This is a genomic window from Streptomyces sp. NPDC050388, from assembly GCF_040655635.1.
Classification (GTDB): Bacteria; Actinomycetota; Actinomycetes; order Streptomycetales; family Streptomycetaceae; genus Streptomyces.
In genome coordinates, this window is the sequence record NZ_JBFAKH010000102.1 from 1 (window position 1) to 21,765 (window position 21,765).

Sequence of the window (21,765 nt, forward strand, 5' to 3'; positions counted from 1 at the left end):
CCTGCTGGCGGCCGTGCTCGCCACGGTCCTGGGATGGCTGACGTTCCGCCTCGCCGCGGTCCTGGGCGGCGAGACGGACGCCGACCTGCCCCGTACCCTCGACCGCCCCGTCGACCCGGCCACGGACCACCTTGCCGGCTCCCCAAACGCGCCCCTGACCCTGGTGGAATACGGCGACTACCAATGTCCCTTCTGCGCCCACGCCACCGGTGTCGCCCAGGAACTGAAGCAGCGATTCGGCGACCGGCTCCGCTACGTCTTCCGGCACCTGCCGCTCCCCGACGTGCACGAGCACGCCGAGCTCGCCGCCCGGGCAGCCGTCGCCGCAGACGCGCAGGGGCGCTTCTGGCAGATGCACGACCTGCTCTTCACCCACCAGGACCAGCTCGAATTCGACGACATCGTCGGCTACGCCGCCCGCATAGGCCTCGATGTCGAGAAGTTCCTCCGGGACCTCGACGAGGAGCACACGGCCGCCCGGGTCCGGGCCGACGCCGCCAGCGCCGAAGCCAGCGGAGCCCGCGGCGTCCCGACCTTCTTCATCGGCAACCGCCGCCACACCGGACCCCACGACGCGGCGACACTCGCCCGCGAACTCGAGGCATCCGACCCCCACGGCCACCCGGCATGACCGCACCGTTCCTCGTTGTGTTCTTCGCGGTCCTGCAAGAGGGCCGCACCAAGGTGTGGGCCGACCCGAACCTACGTGTCCGGGCCGGCCGGGAGTTCGGTCAGCAGAGGGGGACGCCAGGGAGCAGGGCGGCCGGGTGGTCGATGTAGATGTTGCTGATGAAGCCGTTCTGGTCCCGCAGCTTGCTCCACCAGTTGTTGGCGCAGCCCTCGGCGTTCACCGTGTCGCCCTGCTTCTGGCACAGGCCCCGCACGCTGGTGGGGCCGCTGAGCGTGGTCACCACCGGCGCGCTCAGGCGGACGTCGCTGCACACCCGGACGCCGCTGCCCCACGTCATGAACGGCGTACCGGCGCCGCTGCAGGCGTTGCCGCTGGTGAGGTAGTACTGGCTGTAGCTGCCGGGGTAGGACACCGGGGCCGATCACCTCGCCACTGCACGGTGATCACCGTCTACCGCTATATCCCGTTCCGATATTCCAAGCGCCGCCAATTGCACCGGATGCGAATAGGCGACACCCGTTCTGGAGATTGCTCCTGAGCCGCGCGGAAGCGGCTCTACCAGGGACGTTGACCTCGACATTGAACCGTTCCGGGTTCGGTAGGGACTCGATCATTTGAGAGGATCGAGTCCCTACCGAACCCGGAACGGTTCACCGGACCTTTCTGACTTCGTAACCTCGCCGCTTCGCTTCAGCCGCCAGCCCTTGGAGCAGCAGGAGCGACCTGCGGCGCAACGCCGACGGCATCACCAGGTGCTGGTCGTCGTCCCTGAGCGCAGCCACAGCCGGATGAAGGCGCACCAGCCGCGCGGGCACGGGAACCGGACCGCTCGCCGTCGGCCGCTGACTGCGCGCGTTGGGATGCGGGCCCTCCGCAAGGAAGAACTCCAGGCCGAGCCCACCGTACGGAACCTTCTCGATACGGCGGCCTTCCGGCTCCATGCCGTGCCGCTTCGCGTAATTGACGACGCGCCGCCACTCCGCGACCTCGTCGTCGCTCGGGTGCGTGAATCGAACGCGCCCTTCGGCCACGAGCCGCTCGACCAACTCCCGCGCCTTCGCCCTCCGCGCTTGAGCGACGGGACGCTCGCTGTACGGCGACGGTGAATCGCTCGGCACCGCGGCATCGCCACCCTTTCTCGAACGGCGCAGGTACACGGTCATACGTGGCACACACCGTACGCGCCGACAAGCGAACCCACCCGACGATCCGACGCGCGCGCTACCCCTCGGGCAGGACCGTGGCCGCCCACGCACGTTCCTCAGCCCACGCTGCAGCCCAGGTCACGGCATCCCGAGATTCACCTGACACACGATCAGAACGAGCGTCAAGATACCTCGGAGAGCGTAATTTGAGCGTCAAGATATCGCCCGTAACGCCCATAGCGCACATCATGCGCACCCATGAGGGCCGGGCCTGTCAAGAGGCGCGAGCAGCCATCGCCTGCGGCTTTTCGGTGGGATGCCGGGGCGTTTTCCTTGCGGAGCTTCCTCGTGTCTGTCTGCGGGACCGCCGCGTGGGAGGGGTCCAGTTGGAGCGCCCGGAGCCCCGCGAGGAACGAGCGGGGCGAGGACGAACGAGCTGGAGGCCGACGAGCGGCGGCCGACCATGGAGGCCGAGGAAGCGTCACGGATGTTCACGGGTACGGTCGTTGTGATCCCCGGTGCGCGGTGGTCGGCGGAGTGGTCTCACAAGCACCCATTCGGCGCCTGACCGTGCGGTCGGCGCCATGACCGTGGTGCGGGGATCCGGGCTGCTCAGTCAGGTCATCGAGCGCGGCCATCGGGCCGTCTCATGCGTATTTGCGAGCTCACCCGGGGTCTGCGACCGCCTGTGGCGGTTGTGGGATGGTGTCATCGCACTCCCCGATGGTCCTGCTGGGCCGGGACGGCGCGCAGCAGGTGGTAGGCACGGGTGAGGAGCTTGCGGGCAATGGCGGTGGTAGCGATCTTCTTGCCGCGGCGATGGGCGAGGCGCTGGTAGGCGACGGCGAACTCCGGGGAACGCTTCGCGCTCTGCGCGGCCTCGCACAGGATCCACCGCAGCCAGGGCGAGCCCTGTTTGGAGATGTGGCCGTGCCGCACGGTCAGATCCGACCCGCGGACGGTGGGCGTCAGCCCGGCCCAAGCGGCGAGCTTACGCGCGGAGGGAAAGCGCGTGATGTCCCCGACCTCGGCCACGATGACCAGGGCGGTGAGCGTGCCGACCCCCGGCAGCCGGGTGAGCGCCTTGATGCGCGGATCGCCCCGCGCGGTGGCGAGCAGCTGCCGGTCGAGCGCGTCGATCGGCTCTTTGAGGGCGTCCATCAGGACCAGGAGGTCCTCGACCACGCGGCGGGAGGCGTCCGGCAGGTCCAGGCCCTCCAGCCAGGCCCGGCCCGGGGCGGTGAAGCAGCCGCCCGGCCGGTCGCCGCCGTGGTCCGCCAGCACGGCGTGGATGCGGTTGCGCAGCAGGGTCCGCAGCCGCACCAGCTGGCAGCGGTGCCGCAACAACGCGCGTTGCTGCCGCACGTCCAGCGGGGCGATCCACGCCTCTGGCAGCAGGTCGGCCCGCAGCAGCTGGGCCAGGGTCGCGGCGTCGACCTTGTCGTTCTTCAGCCGTGCGGAGGCGATCGCCTTGCAACGCAGCGGATGCACCAGGTGCGGCTCGAAGCCGTAGTCCTCCAGCAGCTGAACCAGCCAGCCCCAGCCGTAGGCGGCCTCGAACGCCACTGGTGCCCCGATCGGCAGATCCCCGATCACCGACAGCACCGTCTTGACCCCGTTGGGCACATTCCGGTTGACCTGCACCGCGCCATCGTGATCCACCACGGCGATCTGCGACCGCTTGCGATGCACGTCGATACCGACGTAGACAGACATCGAGGGCCTCCTTCCCGAGCCCGTACATACCCGGACGGTAGGCACCGCCGGGCTGAGCAGGGAAGGGGGCCCGGCCCTCATAGGGTCAGGTCAGCGGGCTTTTTCGGCAGGTTCGAGGATCGCCACGCACTCCACGTGATGCGTCATCGGGAACAGGTGGATGGCCGCCGTTCAGCTGCATCGGTGCCTGGACCGAACAACTTCGTCAGCGAAGGGCGGGGATGATGTCGGTGCCGTAGGCGTCGATGGTGGCTTCGCGGTTGTCGTGCATGTCGTAGACGGCGAACTGGTCGACGCCCAGGTCCTTGAGGTGCCGGAGCTTGTCGATGTGGGCCTCGGTGGGGCCGAGGAGGCAGAAGCGGTCGACGATCTCGTCGGGGACGAAGTCGGTGGACGGGTTGTCGGCGCGGCCGTGGTGGCTGTAGTCGTAGCCGTGGCGGTCCTTGATGTACGTGGTGAGCTCGTCGGGGACCATGGCGGAGTGCTCGCCGTACTTGACGACGAGGTCGGCGACGTGGTTGCCGACCATGCCGCCGAACCACCGGCACTGGTCCCGGGCGTGCGCCAGGGCATCGGGCGAGTCGTCGGCCGTGACATATGCGGGCGCGGCGACGCAGATCGTGAGGGCGTCGGGGTCCCGGCCGGCGTCCTGGGCCGCCTTCCGTACCGCCTTGACCATCCATTCGGTGAGGAAGGGGTCGGCGAGCTGGAGGATGAAGCCGTCGGCCTTCTGGCCGGCGAGCGCCAGCGCCTTCGGGCCGTACGCGGCCATCCAGACCGGCAGCTTGCCGTTCTTGATCCACGGGATGCGGACCGGGTTGCCGTCGACCAGCGCCTCCCGGCCCTCGGCGAGGTCGCGGATGACCTCGATGGCCTCGCCGAGCCGGGCCAGGGTGTTGGGCTTGCGGCCGGCGACACGCATCGCGGAGTCGCCGCGGCCGATGCCGCAGACGGTCCGGTTGCCGTACATGTCGTTGAGGGTGGCGAAGGTGGAGGCCGTGACCTCCCAGGTGCGGGTGCCGGGGTTCGTCACCATCGGACCCACGTGCAGCTTCGTGGTGTGTTCCAGGATCCGGCTGTAGATGACGAAGGGCTCCTGCCACAGCACGGCCGAGTCGAAGGTCCAGCCGTAGCGGAAGCCGTTGCGCTCCGCCCGGCGCATCAGCCCGACGACCTGCGACGCCGGCGGGTCGGTCTGCAGGACAAGTCCGAAGTCCAACGCGGGACCTCCAGTTCAAATCGGTGCGGGGAGGTCCTGGGGGTCAGCCCAGGTACTGGCAGGTGGAGCGCGGGACGAACGTGCCGTGGCCGGCGTGACCGACGTACTTGCGCTGGTCGATGACGACCTCACCCCGCGAGAGCACGGTCTCGACCTGGCCGGTCACCGTCTTCCCCTCGTACGCCGAATAGTCGACGTTCATGTGGTGAGTCTCGGCCGAGAGCGTCTGGGTGACGTGCGGGTCGTAGATCACCACGTCGGCGTCGGCGCCCGGCGCGATCGTGCCCTTCTGCGGGTAGAGGCCGAACATCCGGGCCGGGGTCGCGCAGGCGATCTCGATCCAGCGGCGGCGTGAGATGTGCCCTTCGACGACAGCCTGGTGCAGCAGGTCCATCCGGTTCTCGACGCCAGGCAGGCCATTGGGGATCTTCGAGAAGTCGCCCCGGCCCAGCTCCTTCTGGCCCACGAAGCAGAACGGGCAGTGATCCGTCGACACCACCTGGAGGTCGTTCGTCCGCAGACCCCGCCACAGCGCCGCCTGATGCTCCTTCGGCCTCAGCGGCGTCGAGCACACGTACTTGGCGCCCTCGAAGTCCGGCTCCGCCAGATTGTCCGTCGACAGGAACAGGTACTGCGGGCAGGTCTCGCCGAACACCGGCAGCCCTATGTCCCTCGCCGCCGCCAGCTCCGCCACCGCCTCCTGGGCCGAGACGTGGACGACGTAGAGCGGCGCGCCGGCCACCCGGGCGAGCTGGATCGCCCGGTGGGTCGCCTCCGCCTCAAGGAGCGTCTTGCGGACCTCCCCGTGATGGCGCGGATCGGTCTCGCCGCGGGCCAGGGCCTGCTCCACCAGGACGTCGATCGCGATGCCGTTCTCCGCGTGCATCATGATCAGACCGGCCGTGTCACCAGCAACCTGCATCGCCCGCAGGATCTGGCCGTCATCCGAATAAAAGACCCCCGGATAGGCCATAAACAATTTGAACGAGGAAATGCCATGCTCGATGAGCTTCGGCATCTCCTTGAGCGTCGCCTCGTTCACGTCCGACATGATCATGTGGAACGCGTAGTCGATCGCGCACTTCCCGTCCGCCTTCTCCAGCCAGGCATTCAGGCCGGCCTGCAGCGAATGGCCCTTTGACTGCACCGCGAAATCAACGATCGTCGTCGTCCCGCCCCACGCCGCCGCCCGCGTCCCCGTCTCGAACGTGTCCGAAGCGAACGTCCCACCGAACGGCAGCTCCATATGCGTGTGCGCGTCGACCCCGCCCGGGATCACGTACTTCTGCGACGCGTCGATAACACGGTCAGCCGTCCACTCCTGCGTCCCCGGCGCCGCCAACGCCACCACCCGGCCGTGCTCGATCAGCACATCCGCGTGCACCTCGTCCGCGGCCGTGATCACAAGACCACCGGTAATCAGAGTCCGAGTCATTTCCCAGCCATCCCTTCATACCCGTCGACCACGCCACCACTGACACAGGCCGGGACCACGCCCCGGCCCGCCCGCCCCCTCACGCCGCCATCTCGCACGGCACACGGCCTACTCCGCTAGAAAACCCCTGGTCACGCGGCCGAATGAAACTCTTGAACGACGTGATTCCCTCTTCCACCAGAAGGTCCATTTCCTTCAGTGTCTTCGGGTTCACGTCGGAGACGATCATGTGGAAGCCGTAGTCGATGGCGCAGTTGCCCTCGGCCTTGGCGTGCCAGGCGTCCAGCCCTTCGCGCAGGGAGCGGCCGACGCTCTGCACCGCGAAGTCGACGACGGTGGTGGTGCCGCCCCAGGCGGCGGCCCGGGTGCCGGTCTCGAAGGTGTCGGAGGCGAAGGTGCCGCCGAACGGCAGCTCCATGTGGGTGTGGGCGTCGACCCCGCCCGGGATGACGTACTTGCCGGTGGCGTCGATGACCCGGCCGTCGGTGAACGCGGCGGCGGCCGGGGTGCCGGAGGCGGCGAGGGCGGCGATGCGGCCGCCCTCGATCAGGACGTCGGCGTGGATCTCGTCGGAGGCGGTGATGACGAGGCCACCACGGATGACGGTACGGCTCATGCGTTGACCCTCCGCTGGATTGTGGTGGAGAGGTGCGGGTCGTCGGCCGAGGGGCGCGCGGTTCTCGCGCGCCCCTCGGCCGGGCCCGGCCCTTCGGGCCGCTACAGGGCGCTCCGCAGCGCGTGTTCGAGGATCGCGGCTCCCTCCTCGGCCTCCGCCACGCTGAGGGACAGCGGCGGGGCGATGCGCAGGGCACTGGTGTTGTGGCCGCCGCCCTTGCCGATGAGCAGTCCGCCCCGGCGGGCGGCCTCCAGTACGGCGGAGGCTGCCTGCGGGTCGGCCTCGTCGGTGCCCGGTTTCGTCAGCTCGACGCCGATCATCAGCCCGCGCCCGCGCACCTCCCGTACCGCGGGCACCTGGGCGGCGACGGCCCGCAGGCGTTCGAGGAGCAGGCCGCCGACCCGCCGGGCGTTGCCCTGGAGGTCGTGCTCCAGCAGGTAGGTGAGGTTGGCCAGGCCGGCCGCCATGGTGACCTGGGTGCCGCCGAACGTCGAAATGCTGTTGGCGTCCAGGCAGTTCATGATCTCGGCGCGGGCGATGACACCGCCGATGGACATGCCGTTGCCGATGCCCTTGGCGAAGGTCACGATGTCGGGCGGGCCGCTTCGGGCGTGGGCCTGCCAGCCCCAGAAGTGGTCGCCGGTGCGGCCCCACCCGGTCTGCACCTCGTCGGAGATCCAGAGGATGCCGTGTGCGTTCAGCACCTCGCGGAACGCCGCGTACAGTCCGTCGGGCGGTGAGGTGAAGCCGCCGACGCCCTGGATCGGTTCGGCGATCAGTGCCGCGGGCGGGCGGGTGTGGCCGAGCAGGTCCTTGAGGTCGTCGACGCAGGCCGCGGTGAAGTCGTCGTCGCCGAGCGACGCGTACGGGCCCCGGGTGCGCACGCCGCCGTGCACGTACAGGGTCTGCAGCGGGGACAGCGAGGTCGGGGACCAGCCGCGGTTGCCGGTGACGCCGACCGCGCTGAAGGAGCGGCCGTGGTAGCTGTTGCGCATCGCCAGGACCGAGTTGCCGCGCCGGTAGGTGGTGGCGAGCAGCAGGGCGGTGTCGTTCGCCTCGGTGCCGGAGGTGGTGAAGAAGACCCGGGCGTCCGGGATTCCGCTCAACTGGGCCACACGTTCGGCGAGTTCGACCATCTGCCGGTCGAGGTAGAGGGTGGAGGAGTGGATGATCCGCCCGGCCTGCTCGGCGACCGCCTTCGTCACCTCGGGCAGGGCGTGGGCGGTCATGGTGGTGAGGATGCCGCCGAAGAAGTCGAGGTACCGGTTGCCCGCGGAGTCCCAGACGTGGCGGCCCTCGCCGTGGGTGATCTCGATGGGCTCCTCGTAGTAGAGGGCGAGCCAGTCGGGGAGCACGGAGCGGTGGCGGCCCAGCAGGTCGTCGGTCACGGCCGCACCAGTCCCTCGTAGGCGTCGGGGCGGCGGTCGCGGTAGAACGCCCACTGCTGCCGCACGTCCTCGATGAGGTCGAAGTCGAGGTCCCGGACCACGAGTTCCTCCTTGCTGTCGCTGGCGACGTCGCCGACGAACTGGCCACGGGGGTCGACGAAGTACGAGGTTCCGTAGAAGTCGTTGTCCCCGTACTCCTCCTGGCCCACCCGGTTGATCGCGGCGACGAAGTACTCGTTGGCGACGGCCGCGGCCGGCTGTTCCAGCTGCCAGAGGTAGGACGAGAGGCCGCGGTGTGTGGCCGACGGGTTGTAGACCAACTGGGCTCCGTTCAGCCCGAGTTGCCGCCACCCCTCCGGGAAGTGGCGGTCGTAGCAGATGTAGACGCCGACCTTGCCGACGGCGGTGTCGAAGACGGGCCAGCCGAGGTTGCCGGGCTTGAAGTAGAACTTCTCCCAGAACCCCTTGACCTGGGGGATGTGATGCTTGCGGTACTTGCCGAGGACGGTGCCGTCGGCGTCGATCACGACCGCGGTGTTGTAGTAGAACCCCGACTGCTCGACCTCGAACACCGGCACGACGATCACCATGCCGGTCTCGCGGGCCAGCTCCCGCATCCGGCGGACGGTCGGCCCGTCGGGCACGGGTTCGGCCCAGCGGTAGTGCTCGGCGTCTTGGACCTGGCAGAAGTAGGGGGCGTTGAAGACCTCCTGGAAACCGATGATCCTCGCACCCTGCCGGGCCGCCTCGCGGGCGTGCTCCTCGTGTTTCGCCACCATGGACTCCGTGTCGCCGGTCCAGGTGGCCTGGACCAGGGCGGCTCGTACGACGTGTGCCATGAGCTACTCCTTCGACGCGACGTCAGCGCCTCTACGCCCGTAGAAACGGTCGTAGAGGGACGAACGTAAGCCTCTCGGGCGGCCTTGCCAAGACCATCGTCGTCAACCCGCGGGGTCGATCATGATTCGCACTCCGGTGGGTGAGTCCCCGTTCCGGGCCCGGCCCCCGGCTCCGCCCCAGGCCCGGTCCCGGGCTCAGGCAGCGACCGGCGGCACGACGGGCGGCGGGACGGAGGGCTCGGCAGGCGGCACGACGGGCGGTACGGCCGGGGCGCAGCGGCTCACCGGCTCGTCCCTCGACAGGTCGAGCGCGCGGGCGAGGGCGGCCACCGTGAAGAACGCCGGGGTGAGGGCCCGCCCGGTCTCGATCTTCCGGAGGGTCTCCGGGGAGATGCCCGCGTCCTGACCGCCCGCTGAGCACGGCTCCCGCGAGGCCCGCGGGCGTGCTCCGCCCGGCCCGCTTCCGAGGTGCTGCGCCGAAGCGATCGTGCGAAGGTGTTCTACGAGCGCGCCGCAGGCAGCACACACGCCACACGCACACCGTGCGGGCCCCCACGCACCGCGGGGACACGCACGGGTGTAACCGGGAGACGGTCGGGCACCCGCGTCCGGACCGTACGTCGAGCAGTGAGCGCGCCCCGGGGCTCCTTCGGGTTCCCGGTTCCGCCCGGCCCAGGGGAATCCCGCGGGGGCGCCGGAACGGATGTCCATGAGCAGCGGGTTCACGGGTCCGCAGGGCTACGGCCCGGACCCCTTCGGAGAATTCCTCGCACGCTTCTTCGGCGGGCCGCGTCCCCGGCAGATCGACATCGGCCGGCTGCTGAGCCAGCCGGCCAGGGAGCTGGTGCGCGGCGCCGCGCAGTACGCCGCCGAGCACGGCAGCCGGGACCTGGACACCCAGCACCTGCTGCGCGCCGCGCTCGCCACCGAGCCGACCCGCGACCTGATCAGCCGGACGGGCACGGATCCCGACTCGCTGGCGGCGGAGATCGACGAACGGTCCGGACCCGTCCAGCACGGGCCGGACGACGCCCCGCCACCGACGTCGCTCTCGCTGACCCCCGCCGTCAAACGGGCCCTGCTGGACGCCCACGACATGGCCCGGTCGACCGGGGCCGGCTACATCGGCCCGGAGCACGTCCTCAGCGCCCTGGCCGCCAACCCCGACTCGGCCGCCGGGCACATCCTGAACTCGGCCCGGTTCGCCTCCGCCGGGATGCCGCTGCCGTCCGACACCCCGGACGCCGCGCCGCCGCGCCCCGAGCGGCCCCGCCCCGCGACGGGCACGCCGACGCTGGACAAGTACGGCCGTGACCTGACCGAGCTGGCCCGCGAGGGCCGGATCGACCCGGTGATCGGGCGGGAGGAGGAGATCGAGCAGACCGTCGAGGTGCTCTCCCGGCGCGGCAAGAACAATCCGGTGCTGATCGGTGACGCGGGCGTCGGCAAGACCGCCGTGGTGGAGGGGCTGGCGCAGCGGATCGCCGACGGGGACGTGCCCGACGTGCTCATGACCCGGCGGGTGGTCTCACTCGACCTCGCGGGCGTGGTCGCCGGTACCCGCTACCGGGGCGACTTCGAGGAGCGGCTGAACGCCATCGTCGACGAGATCCGCGCCCACTCCGACCGGCTGATCGTCTTCATCGACGAACTGCACACCGTCGTGGGCGCCGGGGGCGGCGGCGAGGGCGGTTCGATGGACGCCGGCAACATCCTCAAGCCGGCGCTGGCCCGCGGCGAGCTGCACATCGTGGGCGCGACCACGCTGGAGGAGTACCGGCGGATCGAGAAGGACGCGGCGCTGGCCCGCCGCTTCCAGCCGGTCATGGTGCCGGAACCCACGCCCGCGGACACGGTCGCGATCCTGCGCGGACTGCGCGACCGGTACGAGGCCCACCACCAGGTCCGCTACACCGACGAGGCGCTGGTGGCGGCCGTGGAGCTGTCCGACCGCTACCTCAGCGAGCGCCGCCTGCCGGACAAGGCGATCGACCTGATCGACCAGGCCGGCGCCCGGATTCGGCTGCAGGCCCGGACCAAGGGCACGGACGTACGCGCCATGGAGCGGGAGCTGGAGCAGCTGACCTACGACAAGGACCAGGCCGTCGCCGACGAGAAGTACGAGCAGGCGACGCAGTTGCGCGACCGCATCGGCGAGCTGAAGGAGCGGATCGCCGATGCCGGCGGTGAGGGCCAGGTGGACGAGGGGCAGAGTCTGGTGGTGGACGCCGAGGCGATCGCGGAGGTGGTCTCCCGGCAGACCGGCGTCCCGGTCAGCAGGCTCACCGAGGAGGAGAAGGACCGGCTGCTGGGCCTCGAGGAGCACCTGCACCAGCGGGTCATCGGCCAGGACGAGGCGGTGCGGGCGGTCTCGGACGCGGTGCTGCGCTCCCGGGCCGGGCTCGCCAGCCCCGACCGGCCGATCGGCAGCTTCCTGTTCCTCGGACCGACCGGCGTCGGCAAGACGGAGCTGGCCCGGGCGCTGGCCGAGGCCCTGTTCGGCAGCGAGGACCGGATGGTGCGCCTCGACATGAGCGAGTACCAGGAGCGGCACACGGTCAGCCGGCTGGTCGGCGCCCCGCCCGGATACGTCGGCCACGAGGAGGCGGGGCAGCTGACCGAGGTGGTGCGCAGGCACCCGTACTCGCTGCTGCTCCTCGACGAGGTGGAGAAGGCTCACCCGGACGTCTTCAACATCTTGCTCCAGGTCCTCGACGACGGCCGGCTGACCGACTCCCAGGGCCGGACGGTGGACTTCAGCAACACCGTCATCGTGATGACCAGCAACCTCGGTTCCGAGGCGATCACCCGGCGCGGTGCGACGCTGGGCTTCGCGACGGGCGGCGCGGAGGCGGACGAGGAGGCTCGGCGCGAGCAGATCCTGCGGCCGCTGCGGGAGCACTTCCGGCCCGAGTTCCTCAACCGGATCGACGAGGTGGTGGTGTTCCGCCAGCTCACCGCCGTGGAGCTGCGGCAGATCACCGATCTGCTGCTGGAGGGGACGCGACGCGGCCTGCGGGGCCAGGGCGTCACGGTCGAGTTCACCGACGCCGCCGTGGACTGGCTGGCGCAGCGCGGCCATCAGCCCGAGTACGGGGCTCGGCCGTTGCGCCGCACCATCCAGCGCGAGGTCGACAACCAGCTGTCCCGACTGCTGCTGGACGGCAGTGTCCAGGGCGGCGACCGGGTGACGGTGGACACGACGGACGGGAACCTCACGTTCCGGACCGGGGCGAGGGACGGGACCGGCACCGAGCCCGACGGGGCCGGCGGGGCCGGGCCCGGGGAGGCGCCTGCTTCCGGGCGGTGAGCGGGTGGGCCGGACGCCCCTCCGATCCCCGCTCACCGCGCCGGAGGGTGCCGTTCCCGGCCCACGGGCCGCTTCACCGGGTCACCGGCGCTCCGGGTGCACGACCATCGCGGAACCGCCGCCCCGGCGGGTCTTCTCCGCCGCGGCGAGCCACCGGCCGTCCGGCATCCGCTGCACACCGGTGGTCGCGCCGATCTCCGGGTTCTCCTGGAACGAGTGCCCGATCGCCTCCAGTTTCTGCCGCAGCACGCTGTCGTACAGGCCGGGTTCGAGGTCCGTGCGGGCCGTGTTGCGCTGGCTGGCGCGCGGCGCGGCGATCGCGTCGACCAGCGGCAGGCCTCGGTCGAGGAACCCGGTGAGGGTCTGCAGCACGGTGGTGATGATGGTCGAACCACCGGGCGAACCGAGCGCCACGACCGGCCGGTCGTGCCGGTCGAGCACGATCGTCGGGGCGATCGAGGACCGGGGCCGCTTGCCGGGGCCCGGCAGGTTCGGGTCGTGCACGGCCGGGTTCGCCGGGGCGAAGGAGAAGTCCGTCAGCTCGTTGTTGAGCAGGAACCCGCGGCCGGGCACGGTGATGCCGCTGCCGCCGGTCTGCTCGATGGTGAGGGTGTAGGCGACGACGTTGCCCCACCGGTCGGCGGTGGTGAGGTGCGTGGTGTTCTCGCCCTCGTACGTCGTCGGGGCCGCGGTGCCTCCCGCCGCGCAGGGCGCGGGGTCGCGCGGGTCGCCGGGGGCGAGCGGGCTGGTGAGGACCGCGTCGTCCTTGATGAGGCACTCGCGGGAGTCGGCGTACCGCTGGGAGAGCAGTTCCTTCGTGGGGACGTCCTCGAAGGCGGGGTCGCCGAGCCAGCGCCCCCGGTCCGCGAACGCGATGCGGCTCGCCTCGATGAAGCGGTGCAGGTAGCGGACGTCGTCGGCCCGGGAGAGGTCGGTCCGCTCCAGGATGTTGAGGGCCTCGCCGACCGTGGTGCCACCGGAGGAGGAGGGCGCGACGGAGTAGACGTCCAGACCGCGGTACGACGTCTTCGTGGGTGGCTGGGGCTTGGCGCGGTACGCCGCGAGGTCCCGGGGGGACAGCTCGCCGGGGCGGGCGTTCCAGCCGGAGTCCGGGTCCACGGGCGGCTTGTTGACCGTGTTCACGATGTCCCGGCCGATACCGCCCCGGTACAGCGCGTCGACGCCCTTGCGGCGCAATTCCGCGTAGGTGCGGGCGAGATCGGGGTTCTTGAAGGTGGAGCCGACCACCGGGAGCCGGCCGTTCGGCAGGAACAGCTCGGCGGTGTCGGGGAAGTGGCGGAAGCGGGTCTCGTTGGCGGCGGTCTGCGCGCGGAAGGTCTCGTCGACGGTGAAGCCGTCGCGGGCGATCCGCTCGGCGGGCCCCAGGACCGCGTCGAGCCGTTTGCTGCCCCACGCGTCCAGCGCCCGCTGCCAGGTGGCCGGCGTGCCGGGGGTGCCGACGCCGAGGCCGCTGCTGACGGCCTCGGCGAAGGGGATCGGCGCGCCGTTCTCCAGGAAGAGACCGGAGTCGGCGGTCAGCGGGGCGGTTTCCCGTCCGTCGATCGTGTGCACGGTACGGGAGCGGGCGTCGTAGTGGACGAAGTAGCCGCCTCCGCCGATGCCTGCCGAGTAGGGCTCGGTGACGCCGAGCGCCGCGGCGGTGGCGACGGCCGCGTCGACGGCGTTCCCGCCCTTCCTGAGGACCTCGATCCCGGCGGCGGTGGCGTCGGCGTCGACGCTGGAGACCGCGCCTCCGTGGCCGACGGCCACCGGGGTCTTGGCGGGGGGCAGGCCGGGCCCGCCGCCCTGCGTGGCTGCCGGTGACGGCGCTGCCGCTCCCGACGAGACCACGATGGCGGCGACCGCCGCGACCGTGAGTTTCCGTCCGACACGATGACGCATTCGCACCTCCGTTGAAGGGCCGTTCGCGCAGCCGCATTCATCGCCATGCTCACATCAGGAAGGTCGCGGGGCACGCCGCCGCGGCCTTCCGGACGCTCGTTCTCCGAACGTCTCGAACATGGGTTTGCTCGAGCCCGATAGCATGCGCGCCCATGAGTGACGACGTACGCAACATCGTTCTGGGTGTGGTCGCCTCCGGCCTCTTCGCCGCATTGGGCTGGATCGCCCGTACCTCCCTGTGGAAGCGCAGACTCCGGCGCAAGCAGGCCTTCTTCGGACTGCCGGAGAACTCCGAGTCGCTCCTCGTCGTCAACCGCGATCCTGCCACGGCGGAGCCGGCCGTGCACCGTTTCGACGTGTTCTCGCTGCTCGAGCTCTCGGCTCTGATCAAGGACTGCGGGGCGCACGTGCAGGTGGTCACGCAGGACGCGGCCCACCAGGGTTTCGGCGAGCGCACGGAGTTCTGCGTGGGAGGACCCGCGTCGAACCGGCGGATGGTGGCCCACATGAAGGCGATGCTGCCCGGGGTGCGCATCAACGTGGATCCGGAGCCCGGCCCGGACCGGGGCGCCTTCCGGATCGGCACCGAGCTCTACCGGATGGAACCGGGTGTCACCGAGTACGTCCTGCTCGCCCGGCTCACCGCCGGTGAACGGCGCGACACCCGGCCGGTGTTCCTGTTCTGCGGTCAGCGCGCGATCACCAACCAGGCCGCCACCCGGTACCTCGCCCGCAACCACGAGCAGTTGGCCCGCAAGCACGGCTCGAACTCCTTCGTCCTGCTGCTGAAGGTCATCAACTCGCAGGCGTACGGCCCCGATGTGGTGGACCTGGTGGGAGATGTGACCCGCGCGGCACAGACCCCGCTGCCGGCGCCTGCCGCCGCCTCGACGCCCTCGGCGGAGCCGCCGTCCGCGTCCGCTCCAGCCGCCTCACGCGGCGCACGCAGGAAGGAGCAGAAGTCCTGATCCTCCGGTGAGCGGGCGCAACCCGTCCGGCGCGCAGCTGACCTTCTTCCCGCCGGTGAGCGGCCCGTGGTGCGGGTCGTCTCCACCGCGCGAGCAGTGATCTCCGACTGCCGCCGGACGGGACTGGCTGATGTGAACCGCCACCCGCAGGGGCGGGGCGGTAGGCCCCTCCCGGCGACAGCGTCCCCGCTCCGGCCGCGAAGTCCCCTCCCCACCGGATTGGAGAGCACATCGTAGTCGAGGTCCGGCGGGACGGACTTCCCCGCGTCATCCCGTTCGGTCTTGGGGGTCCCGGACGCGTCACGCCTCCGCGACCTCGGCGTACATCTGCGACAGCTCGGGCACCCCACTGGCGGCCCACTGGTGTCCGGAGTCCACGACGTCGAACTCCCGCCCGGAGGCGAGCCGTACGACGGGCTGTCCGTCGGACCGGATCCTCCAGGCGGCCCCCGGCACGGTGCGCACGATGACGGTGCCCAGATAGAGTCCGGCGTCGTTGCCCAGCCAGGTCAGCGTGTCCTCGTCGTCCCGCCAGCTCCCGGGCGCCAGCTGGTCCAGTGCCTCCAACGACGCCTGGGAGTCGTCCAGTCGGACTCCGGCACGGGAGGCCTGGGAGCGCAACAGCTCGCACTCGGCGAGGAGTTCCGCGATGCCCTCGGGGTCACGGACTCCTGACTTCTCGCGCCGGTTGCCCAGGAAAGGGATGTTCATCCCCCCAGCCTGACATTCGTACCGCCGTCCGCACCACAGGCGCGCTGTCGGTCCCTTCCCCGAAGACCGCCACCCCGGACCGCCCCGGGGCCCTACACGTCGAGGTCCACCACGACCGGCGCGTGGTCCGAGGCGCCCTTGCCCTTGCGCTCCTCACGGTCGACGTACGCGTCGGAAACGGCCTTGGCGAACGGCTCGTTGCCGTACACCAGGTCGATGCGCATGCCGCGGTTCTTGGGGAAACCGAGCTGACGGTAGTCCCAGTACGTGAACGGGTGGTCGTACTTCAGCGGGCGCGGGACGACGTCGGACAGACCCGTCTCCCGCAGGGAGGCCAGGGCGGCGCGCTCGGCGGGGGTGACGTGGGTGGCGCCCTCGAAGGCGGCGATGTCGTGGACGTCGTCGTCGGTCGGTGCCACGTTGTAGTCGCCGAGCACCGCGAAGGGGCGGCTGCCCGCCGCGTCCCCGGCCACGGCCGCCTTCAGCGCCTCGAACCACTGGAGCTTGTACGCGTAGTGGGGATGGTCCACCTCGCGGCCGTTGGGCACGTACACCGACCAGACGCGGACCGGGCCGCAGGTCGCGGAGACGGCACGGGGCTCCACGGCACCGTCGTACCCCGGATCGCCGGGCAGGCCCTTGACGACGTCCTCGAGGCCCACGCGGGAGAGCACCGCCACGCCGTTCCACCGGCCGGTCGCGTGCACCGCGGACTCGTAGCCCAGCTCACGCAGTTCCTCGGCCGGGAACCGCTCCTCGGCGACCTTGGCCTCCTGGAGGCACAACACGTCCGTGCCGCTGCTCTCCAGCCAGGCCAGGAGCCTGGGCAGGCGGGCGGTGATCGAGTTCACGTTCCAGGTGGCGATGCGCATGTCTCCCAACCTACCCGGCGCCACCGACAACGCCCGCCCGGCGGCGGGCGGCCTCGGCTCACAGCTCGGCCGTCGCCCCGGGGGCGAGCCGCAGGTGCTCCGAGCCGCCGAGCGCGCCGATCTGGCGGTCGTAGATCGGGCGGGCCAGATCGGTGAGCAGGGCGTCGTGGATGTCGTAGGCGCGCTCCGGCCGGACCTCGCGGACGTAGTCGATGACCTCCGAGATCTTGTTCCAGGGGGCCATGACCGGGAGCATCAGCGTCCGGACGGGGTGGTCGGGGACGGTGAGGGCGTCGCCGGGGTGGAAGAGGGCCCCGCCGTCGACGAGGTAGCCGACATTGGTGACGCGCGGGATGTCCGGGTGGATCACGGCGTGCAGCTCACCGTGCACCTGGATGTCGAACCCTGCGGCGGTGAACGCGTCGCCGTGCCCGACGGTGTGCACACGGCTCGGGAACGCGGCCGAGAGCTGCTCCGCGACGGACTTCAGGGTCCAGACCGCCACGGCCGGGTCGGCCTCCAGGGCGGCCCTCAGCCGACCCTCGTCGAAGTGGTCGGGGTGCTCGTGCGTGACCAGGATGACGTCCGCGCCGAGTGCGGCGTCCTCCTCGCTGAACCCGCCGGGGTCGACGACGAGGGTGTGGCCGTCCTTCTCCAGGCGGATGCAGGAGTGCGACTTCTTCGTGAGCCTCATGAGTCCATGATGCCCCCCGCACTCCCGTCCGCGCGGGGTGCCCGGTGCTCACCAATGTTCACTCCTGGGGGGTGGTCTCCTCCCGGACGACCTGCTGGGCCACCCGGAACGCGCTGTTCGCCGCGGGGAGGCCGCAGTAGACGGCCGCCTGGAGCAGGACCTCCTTGATCTCCCCCGGGGTGAGGCCGTTGCGCAGGGCCGCCCGGGTGTGGACGGCGAGGTCCTCCAGGTGGCCGCCGGCGACCAGGGCGGTGAGGGTGACGCAGCTGCGGGTGCGCCGGTCGAGGCCGGGCCGGTCCCAGACCTCGCCCCAGGCGGAGCGGGTGACGAACTCCTGGAAGTCGCCCGAGAAGTCGTCGGTCTGCGCCAGTACCTGGTCGACGTGCGCGTCGCCCAGCACCTCCCGGCGGACCTTGATCCCGGTCTCGTACGGGTCGGGCCTGCCCTGGGCCTGCGGCGGGACGGCGGCGGCGATCTCGGCGACGGGCCCGCCCTGCGGCGGCACCACCGCCCGCACGGCCCGGTCCGGGACGGCGGGCAGGACGGTCTGGCCGGTGGCGGACTCGAAGGCGGGCTGCCAGGCGGTGGAGAAGTGCCGGACCAGCAGGTCGGTGACCGCGGCGGGCTGTTCCACCGGTACCAGGTGGGAGGCGCCGGGCACGACGGCCAACCGGGCGTCCGGCACGCCGGCGACCAGCGTGCGGGCCTCGGCGGGACCGGTGACCTGGTCGTCCGAGCCGACCAGCACCAGGGTCGGCACGCCGACGCTGCCGAGTTCGGCCCGCACGTCGAACGAGGCGAGGGCCTCGCAGGCGGCGATGTAGCACCCCGGGTCGGTGGTGCGCACCATCTGCACGGCCCACTCGGTGATCGCGGGCTGTGCGGCCGCGAAGCCGCTGGTGAACCAGCGGTCGGGCGAGGTGCGGGCGATCGGGTCGAGCCCGTTGGTCCGGACGACCACCCCACGCTGGCGGAACTCGTCGGCGGTGCCGAACCGGGGGGAGGCGGCGATCAGTGCGAGGGAGGCGACACGTTCGGGGTGCCGCAGGGCCAGTTCGAGGCCGATCGCGCCGCCGAACGCGCAGCCGGCGTAGCCGAAGCGCTGCACGCCGAGGCCCTCGAGGGTGGCGAGCAGCCGCGTGGTGAGATCACCGACCGATCCCGCCGGGTAGGCGAGGGCACCTCCGTGCCCCGGCAGATCGAACCGGAACACCCGCCACTGCTTCGTCAGCTCGGGGATCTGCCGGTCCCACATGTGCCAGGTGGTACCCAGTGAGGGAGCCAGGATCAGGACGGGAGCCTCTTCTGGCCCGTCAAAGCGGTATTGCAGGGTGTTCGGTGGTGTCTCGCTCACCCGTCAGACCCTCTCACGTCTCACGAAATCTCACATGGACGGGTCGACCCTAGCGGCTCCTGTTCCTCTGGCAACGACAGAACCGGCACCACCGGACCTCTCGAGGGCCCGGGTACGTTTTCTCCGGCGTGTACGCGTGGCCGCCCGGACAGTGTGTCCTCCGGCCCACGCGCTCTCCCAGTCCCTGCGCCACAGAGCTTGCTCCTTCGGCACGACTTCCAGATGGTCTGGTTTGCAGCAAAGCGCGCAGTGCCGGCCCCAAGGGTCAGCATGACGCACCCGAAAGCCTTCCGGGATCTCACCGACCAGCAGCCGGTGTCCGAATCCACCTCGCTCTTGGCTTCCATACGGCTGGGCACATCGCTCCGCCGCTTTGCGGTGACGGCTCGTGAGGTTGCTGCAGGTCGCGGCGTGTTCTTCCGGTGCAGATTCGCACGGCCTCGAGCGGGCCGCACAGCAGGCGTTCACCCGCCCCACACCGAAGTCGGCCGGTGCGCAGATGCGTTACCTGGTCAGGCAGCTCAAGGGCACCCGCGCCGTGGCCGATGTGCTCGGCGTCTCCCAGCGCACCGTGGAGCGGTACGTGAAAGACCAGATCCGCCGGCCCCGCGCCGACCTCGCCCGACGCTTTCAGGACGTGGTCCGCGCCCGTCGGCAGTCCCGCATCCGCGCCCAGGCCCGGAAGCAGGCGGCCACCAGCACCAGCCTGGTCGTCGACAGCCGCGCCCGGTTCGGCTTCACCGCCGCGCCCGGCACCACCGACGACGCCCGCCTCCGCCACCTCACCCTCGCCCCGCCCCCGCAGTACGCGGCCCGCCTGTTCGACGCTCAGGAGACCGGCGCCAGTGAGCGGCGGCTGTGTGACATCGCCTCCGCGCGTCCCTGGGCGCCACCTTCGAGGGGTCCGCTACCTCCGGCACGCCGATGGCTGTCCCGTCAGCCCACGCGGTCGTCACCGTCGTGATGGCACCCTCCCTGTCCCAGCGGCCTACTCGTCAGCCGATGAGACGCCGTATACCCCAGCTTTCGATGCGCATGCCGCCACGCGGGCGGCGTCGCGCGCCCCGTGAAGGGTAAACGCAACGAAGTGGAGCAGACGGAAGGAGAACGCAGTGGAAGAATCATCGCTTCGTGCGGTGGGCTGGGCGCGGTCACTGCCGATCAACACCAGCCCCAAGGCGGCACGTGATTGGGCCCGTCGTCACATGCGGTCGCTGGCGTGGACCGACAGGGCACCGGAGACGGTGGACGCAGTTCTGCTGACCGTCTCGGAACTGGTCACCAACGCTCACGTGCACGCTCATTCGCCTGCCCAGATGGCGATGACCTGGGACGGGGAGTGCTTGCACGTCGCCGTCCACGACTCCTCCACGGCGCTGCCCACCCAGCGCGCCGCGAGCAGCGACCGCACCGGAGGGCGGGGGATGCTGCTGGTCGACGCCCTGACCGACGGCTGGGAAGCCCACCCCTGTCCCCACGGCAAGACGGTCATCGCTTGTTTCCGCCCGCCGACCGAGACCCATGAGGGCACCGTCCCGTTGGCTGATGGCGCGGGATGATCTTCGGGTTGGTCGTGCTGGGGGGAGTCGTCCGTGGAGAGTGCGTCACCGTCGCACAAGGGGCACCTGTGCCCGGTGGAGGTGATCGCGCACGCGGTATGGCTGTACTTCCGCCTCCCGCTCAGCTTCCGCGAGGTGGAGGAGGTCATGCTCGAGCGCGGCGTCATCGTCTCCTACGAGACCGTCCGCCGCTGGTGCGCGAAGTTCGGCCGGGCCCACGCCGACGGCGGCGCAGGCCCGGGGACACGTGGCACCTGGACGAGGTCTTCGTGAGGGTCAACGGTAGTTGAAGTACCGGTGGCGGGCCGTCGACACCGACGGCACCGTGCCCGGCATCCTTCTCCAAGGCCGAAGGGACAAGGCCACGGCCCGGCGCTTCTTCCGCAACCTGCTCCAGAAGACCCGCCCGGTGCCGCGGGTGATCCTCACCGACAGGTTCCGCTGCCACGGTGCCGCCCACCGCGGGGTCATGCCACCGGTCGAGCACCGCAGTTCGAAGTACTTGAACCACAGGGCCGAGAACTCCCATCAGCCGACGAGGCAGCGCGAGCGCGCCCTGAAGGGCTTTTCGCAGCGTCGGTGGAGCGCAGCGGTTCCTGTCCGCCTTCAGCGGCATCTCGCCCCACTTCCGGCCCCGCCGCCACCGGATGACCGCCACCGGATACCACACCGAGATGACCGTCCGCTTCGCCATCCGGGACCAGATCACCGGCGCCGTCGGCCAGCCTGCCGAGGCCTGTACACCGGCCCTCACCACGCCCCGACGCGCCATCAGACACTCACACGCCCAACAACGTGACAGCGCGCCTTCGAGCTTTCGACATCTCGAAGACCAGCCGGTGGCCATTCTTGTATCCGGACGCTCACTCCGAAGCCGAACCGAACGCCTGGATCGGGTGGGAACCCGGACGCCACTTCCCAGGACGCAACCTGCGTGCCAGGCGTCGCCCGCCGGGCGAGGAGTGTGAAGACGGGCCCGCCGGGGTGATGCGGTACCGACTGCAGGCGGCCGTTCTGATTGCCGACGTCTCCCGGGGTTAGGCACTGTCCGGCGGATCATGTGACTTTCCGACCGGTCGCTCGTTGGTTCGGGCATGGGCCGGGGGGATCTGACGAATCGCGAGTGGTCGTTACTGGAGCCGCACCTGCCACCTCCGGGCGGCCGGGGAGGCCGGTGGAACGACCACCGCACCGTGCTCAACGGGATCCTGTTCCGGATCCGTACCGGTGTCCCGTGGCGTGACCTGCCGGAACGCTACGGGGCCTGGAAAACGGTCTATGAGCGGCATCGTCGCTGGTCGGCGGACGGCACCTGGGACCGGATCCTGCAGGCGGTCCAGGCCGACGCCGATCTCGCGGGGCGGATCGACTGGTCGATGGTGGGGGTCGATTCGACGTCCTGCCGG

General features: G+C 70.7%; 19 protein-coding genes and 2 pseudogenes. 7 read left to right on the plus strand and 14 right to left on the minus strand.

Translation table 11 applies throughout. The features are described from left to right. On the plus strand, nucleotides 1–631 hold a 631-nt coding region (locus tag AB0I73_RS35175; RefSeq protein ID WP_363044362.1), incomplete at its 5' end, for a thioredoxin domain-containing protein. 100 nt (nucleotides 632–731) lie between these two features. Here AB0I73_RS35175 and AB0I73_RS35180 read toward each other — a convergent pair. The 9 genes and pseudogenes from AB0I73_RS35180 to AB0I73_RS35220 form a co-directional block, all read right to left on the minus strand. Further along, complete coding sequence (locus tag AB0I73_RS35180; protein ID WP_363044364.1) at nucleotides 732–1,043, minus strand: hypothetical protein; 312 nt, start codon at nucleotides 1,041–1,043, stop codon at nucleotides 732–734. Between the two features lie 238 nt (nucleotides 1,044–1,281). Then, nucleotides 1,282–1,794 carry a hypothetical protein gene (locus tag AB0I73_RS35185; RefSeq protein WP_363044366.1) on the minus strand — a complete coding sequence of 171 codons (513 nt, stop codon included), beginning with the start codon at nucleotides 1,792–1,794 and terminating at the stop codon, nucleotides 1,282–1,284. Nucleotides 1,795–2,484: 690 nt separating this feature from the next. After that, nucleotides 2,485–3,492, minus strand: a complete 1,008-nt coding sequence (locus AB0I73_RS35190; RefSeq protein ID WP_363044368.1) for an IS110 family transposase — start codon at nucleotides 3,490–3,492, stop codon at nucleotides 2,485–2,487. A 205-nt stretch (nucleotides 3,493–3,697) separates the two neighbouring features. Beyond that, nucleotides 3,698–4,711 (minus strand): TIGR03842 family LLM class F420-dependent oxidoreductase, encoded by a 1,014-nt coding sequence (locus tag AB0I73_RS35195; protein WP_359886736.1) that lies wholly within the window; start codon nucleotides 4,709–4,711, stop codon nucleotides 3,698–3,700. Between the two features lie 43 nt (nucleotides 4,712–4,754). Then, entirely contained in the window at nucleotides 4,755–6,146 is a 1,392-nt protein-coding gene (gene hydA, locus AB0I73_RS35200; RefSeq protein ID WP_363044371.1) for a dihydropyrimidinase, read from the minus strand. Between the two features lie 142 nt (nucleotides 6,147–6,288). Beyond that, nucleotides 6,289–6,762: pseudogene (locus tag AB0I73_RS35205) on the minus strand (amidohydrolase family protein); the annotation flags it as partial. A 101-nt stretch (nucleotides 6,763–6,863) separates the two neighbouring features. Next, nucleotides 6,864–8,150 carry an aspartate aminotransferase family protein gene (locus AB0I73_RS35210; protein WP_363044373.1) on the minus strand — a complete coding sequence of 429 codons (1,287 nt, stop codon included), beginning with the start codon at nucleotides 8,148–8,150 and terminating at the stop codon, nucleotides 6,864–6,866. Next, nucleotides 8,147–8,989, minus strand: a complete 843-nt coding sequence (locus AB0I73_RS35215) for a nitrilase-related carbon-nitrogen hydrolase (protein ID WP_363044375.1) — start codon at nucleotides 8,987–8,989, stop codon at nucleotides 8,147–8,149. Before AB0I73_RS35215 ends, AB0I73_RS35210 begins: the two co-directional genes overlap by 4 nt. A 195-nt stretch (nucleotides 8,990–9,184) precedes the next feature. Then, nucleotides 9,185–9,517 carry a helix-turn-helix transcriptional regulator gene (locus AB0I73_RS35220; protein ID WP_363044377.1) on the minus strand — a complete coding sequence of 111 codons (333 nt, stop codon included), beginning with the start codon at nucleotides 9,515–9,517 and terminating at the stop codon, nucleotides 9,185–9,187. Nucleotides 9,518–9,698: 181 nt separating this feature from the next. Between AB0I73_RS35220 and AB0I73_RS35225 the strand changes: the two genes are divergently transcribed. Further along, nucleotides 9,699–12,299 carry an ATP-dependent Clp protease ATP-binding subunit gene (locus tag AB0I73_RS35225; RefSeq protein ID WP_363044379.1) on the plus strand — a complete coding sequence of 867 codons (2,601 nt, stop codon included), beginning with the start codon at nucleotides 9,699–9,701 and terminating at the stop codon, nucleotides 12,297–12,299. An 81-nt stretch (nucleotides 12,300–12,380) separates the two neighbouring features. On the opposite strand, the gene ggt is transcribed toward AB0I73_RS35225, so the two are convergent. Further along, on the minus strand, nucleotides 12,381–14,201 hold the full coding sequence (ggt, locus tag AB0I73_RS35230) for a gamma-glutamyltransferase (RefSeq protein ID WP_363044381.1): 1,821 nt from the start codon (nucleotides 14,199–14,201) through the stop codon (nucleotides 12,381–12,383). A 152-nt stretch (nucleotides 14,202–14,353) separates the two neighbouring features. Between ggt and AB0I73_RS35235 the strand changes: the two genes are divergently transcribed. Next, nucleotides 14,354–15,169, plus strand: coding sequence for a hypothetical protein (locus tag AB0I73_RS35235; protein WP_363044383.1), 816 nt, complete (start codon nucleotides 14,354–14,356; stop codon nucleotides 15,167–15,169). A 300-nt stretch (nucleotides 15,170–15,469) separates the two neighbouring features. Here AB0I73_RS35235 and AB0I73_RS35240 read toward each other — a convergent pair whose 3' ends face one another. The 4 genes from AB0I73_RS35240 to AB0I73_RS35255 form a co-directional block, all read right to left on the minus strand. Beyond that, the gene (locus AB0I73_RS35240) at nucleotides 15,470–15,880 is read right to left on the minus strand and encodes a DUF6278 family protein (protein WP_363044384.1); all 411 of its coding nucleotides are present in this window, start codon (nucleotides 15,878–15,880) and stop codon (nucleotides 15,470–15,472) included. Between the two features lie 92 nt (nucleotides 15,881–15,972). Continuing rightward, complete coding sequence (locus AB0I73_RS35245; protein ID WP_109379841.1) at nucleotides 15,973–16,752, minus strand: exodeoxyribonuclease III; 780 nt, start codon at nucleotides 16,750–16,752, stop codon at nucleotides 15,973–15,975. Between the two features lie 58 nt (nucleotides 16,753–16,810). Next, the gene (locus AB0I73_RS35250; RefSeq protein WP_363044386.1) at nucleotides 16,811–17,446 is read right to left on the minus strand and encodes an MBL fold metallo-hydrolase; all 636 of its coding nucleotides are present in this window, start codon (nucleotides 17,444–17,446) and stop codon (nucleotides 16,811–16,813) included. A 58-nt stretch (nucleotides 17,447–17,504) separates the two neighbouring features. Next, complete coding sequence (locus tag AB0I73_RS35255) at nucleotides 17,505–18,800, minus strand: alpha/beta fold hydrolase (RefSeq protein WP_363044388.1); 1,296 nt, start codon at nucleotides 18,798–18,800, stop codon at nucleotides 17,505–17,507. A 388-nt stretch (nucleotides 18,801–19,188) separates the two neighbouring features. Here AB0I73_RS35255 and AB0I73_RS35260 point away from each other — a divergent pair, with 388 nt between their 5' ends. The 4 genes and pseudogenes from AB0I73_RS35260 to AB0I73_RS35275 form a co-directional block, all read left to right on the plus strand. Further along, a complete protein-coding gene (locus AB0I73_RS35260; protein ID WP_363044390.1) occupies nucleotides 19,189–19,764 on the plus strand; it encodes an XRE family transcriptional regulator in 576 nt (191 codons plus the stop codon). A 148-nt stretch (nucleotides 19,765–19,912) separates the two neighbouring features. Then, nucleotides 19,913–20,359, plus strand: coding sequence for an ATP-binding protein (locus AB0I73_RS35265; protein ID WP_363044392.1), 447 nt, complete (start codon nucleotides 19,913–19,915; stop codon nucleotides 20,357–20,359). Nucleotides 20,360–20,392: 33 nt separating this feature from the next. Next, a pseudogene (locus AB0I73_RS35270) lies at nucleotides 20,393–21,090 on the plus strand (IS6 family transposase); the annotation flags it as partial. A gap of 363 nt (nucleotides 21,091–21,453) precedes the next feature. Continuing rightward, nucleotides 21,454–21,765 (plus strand): IS5 family transposase (locus tag AB0I73_RS35275; protein ID WP_363044394.1); only part of this gene is annotated, 312 nt, incomplete at its 3' end.

Excerpts from the sequence above, each read along its gene's own strand:
- ggt (WP_363044381.1), bottom strand. The coding sequence starts at position 14,201 with ATGCGTCATCGTGTCGGACGGAAACTCACGGTCGCGGCGGTCGCCGCC.
- AB0I73_RS35190 (WP_363044368.1), bottom strand. The coding sequence starts at position 3,492 with ATGTCTGTCTACGTCGGTATCGACGTGCATCGCAAGCGGTCGCAGATC.
- hydA (WP_363044371.1), bottom strand. The coding sequence starts at position 6,146 with ATGACTCGGACTCTGATTACCGGTGGTCTTGTGATCACGGCCGCGGAC.
- AB0I73_RS35185 (WP_363044366.1), bottom strand. The coding sequence starts at position 1,794 with ATGACCGTGTACCTGCGCCGTTCGAGAAAGGGTGGCGATGCCGCGGTG.
- AB0I73_RS35215 (WP_363044375.1), bottom strand. The coding sequence starts at position 8,989 with ATGGCACACGTCGTACGAGCCGCCCTGGTCCAGGCCACCTGGACCGGC.
- AB0I73_RS35245 (WP_109379841.1), bottom strand. The coding sequence starts at position 16,752 with ATGCGCATCGCCACCTGGAACGTGAACTCGATCACCGCCCGCCTGCCC.
- AB0I73_RS35250 (WP_363044386.1), bottom strand. The coding sequence starts at position 17,446 with ATGAGGCTCACGAAGAAGTCGCACTCCTGCATCCGCCTGGAGAAGGAC.
- AB0I73_RS35225 (WP_363044379.1), top strand. The coding sequence starts at position 9,699 with ATGAGCAGCGGGTTCACGGGTCCGCAGGGCTACGGCCCGGACCCCTTC.
- AB0I73_RS35235 (WP_363044383.1), top strand. The coding sequence starts at position 14,354 with ATGAGTGACGACGTACGCAACATCGTTCTGGGTGTGGTCGCCTCCGGC.
- AB0I73_RS35240 (WP_363044384.1), bottom strand. The coding sequence starts at position 15,880 with ATGAACATCCCTTTCCTGGGCAACCGGCGCGAGAAGTCAGGAGTCCGT.